The sequence below is a fragment of the Acinetobacter lactucae genome (genome assembly GCF_013344765.1).
GTDB classification, from domain to species: Bacteria; Pseudomonadota; Gammaproteobacteria; order Pseudomonadales; family Moraxellaceae; genus Acinetobacter; species Acinetobacter lactucae_A.
The window spans coordinates 1-1,976 of sequence record NZ_JABVBF010000291.1 but is presented as its reverse complement, the minus strand read 5'-3'; the positions used below and the strand labels follow the sequence as shown (position 1 = coordinate 1,976).

Here is a 1,976-nt window from a genome sequence, read left to right as displayed (position 1 = left end):
TCATTATTTGCTGCTGGAGTATTTTCTCTTAATGCTGCAAATGCAGCTACAGCAGCGGGTACATTAACTGTTCAAGCCACCGTAACAAATAGTTGTGTGTTGAATACTTCTGCAACAGGGACGACAACAAACGCAGTTTTAGACTTTGGTACTTTAAGTTCGCTTGCTAGTAATGTAGATGCAGACACTACAACGACAGGTGGTACCTCAATTAAAGTCCTTTGTAATAATACTGTGCCATGGACTTTGTCATTTGATGGCGGTCAGAATGTTTTATCAACCCAACGTCGTATGATTGGTGGGGCGACTAGCGACGAATATATTCCTTATAATCTTTTCTCGGACACAGGGCGTGCCACAGCAATCGGTATCGCCACGACCGCCTACAGTGGAACTGGGACTGGTAATGTTCAAACTGTAAACGTGTATGGTCGTATTCCAGCTGGCACCGCTTTGCCAAGCGCAGGTAGCTATGTCGATACAGTGACTATCACGGTAACTTATTAATTTATACAAATAAGAAATAAGTTAGCCCTTTAAAAAGGGCTAATACATTAAAAAAGTGATATTTGGGCAAATCATGAAAAAAAATATTTTTATTATTATGGGATTATTCTTATCTTTATCTAGCTCTATTGAAGCCGCGACAATCCGTCTTTCGCCTGTGAATGTGGAAATATTAAGTAATCAAAATGCTGCTTCAATTAGTTTATTTAACCAGTCAAATGAAAGTACTGATTTACAGATCCGCGTATTTAAATGGGAGCAGAAGGATGGACAAGATCAACTAATTCCTACAGATGAGATCGCAATTAGCCCACCATTTTTAAAATTACAGCCAAATGATTCTTATAACTTGCGTGTAGTTAGAATTAACCCAGAATCTATTTCTGGTGAAAAAACCTATCGCATTATTATTGATGAGTTACCAAAACCGATTGATAGTCGTAAAGCAGCTCAAGGTGTAAATGTACTACTTCGCTCATCATTACCAGTATTTGTAGTGAATAAAAACGCGATTACCAAACTAAATTGGAAAATTGATGCTAATGAGAGTGCACCTTCCTTAAATATTAGCAATATGGGAAATCGGCATGCACTGTTAAATAGTTTAACGCTTGTTGATACAACGGCGAATAAAAGTTATCCCATTAAAGTAAATACTGTGAATGGTTATATTCTTGCGGAGCAATCACGAAGTTACTCTATTACTAACTTTACCTATCAACCAAATCATAAATACAGCGTATCTCTAACAGTTAATGGTAAGAAAACCACACTTTAAGAGGCTTATATGAAATACATTATAGGTGTCTTATGTGTTGCGTATTTTCCTGCATATTCTTTTGCCGAACAGTTATTAGATCATACGAATACTGCAGTTCCCAGTGTTCCTAAATCTGTAGGTAGCAATGGTGAATATACACAAGTAGGAGTGAATAAACAGGATCAAGATATTGATTTAATTCATCTATTTTTAAATATTTCGATTAACTCAAATGCTTCTGAAGATTTGGTTGCTGTAAAGCAATCTAAGGATGGGAAACTATATATTCGATCTGGTACTTTAAAAAAATTAAGAATAAAAATGGATGAACATGTTGTTGATAGCGAATGGGTGTGTATTAACGATCTCAATGGAGTCCAGTTTAAATATCTAGAGAATGAGCAGTCTTTAAACTTAAAAGTTCCATCGAATATGTTAACGGGCTATTCAGTTGACTTAAATGGTCAGCAGATTACTAGCCCGCATTTGCTGAAGATGAAGCCCTTAAATGCAGCTATTCTCAACTACAGCCTGTATAACAGCATAACCGATGATGAAAATACCTTTTCCGGTTCGGCAGAGGGGATTTTTAACAGTGCCATCGGTAATTTTTCTTCAGGGGTTTTATATAACGGCAGTAATGAAAATAGTTATAGCCATGAAAAATGGGTACGCCTAGAAAGTAAGTGGCAATATGTCGACCCTGAGA

At 36.7% G+C, this 1,976-nt stretch carries 2 protein-coding genes and 1 pseudogene; all 3 read left to right on the top strand.

Going from position 1 to position 1,976, the window contains the following annotated elements; genetic code table 11:
- Positions 1 to 507 (top strand): Csu type fimbrial protein (locus HUN22_RS16770; RefSeq protein ID WP_174731760.1); only part of this gene is annotated, 507 nt, incomplete at its 5' end.
- Positions 508 to 580: 73 nt separating this feature from the next.
- Complete coding sequence (locus HUN22_RS16765; protein ID WP_174731756.1) at positions 581 to 1,285, top strand: fimbrial biogenesis chaperone; 705 nt, start codon at positions 581 to 583, stop codon at positions 1,283 to 1,285.
- Positions 1,286 to 1,294: 9 nt separating this feature from the next.
- Positions 1,295 to 1,976 (top strand): annotated as a pseudogene (locus tag HUN22_RS16760) (fimbria/pilus outer membrane usher protein); the annotation flags it as partial.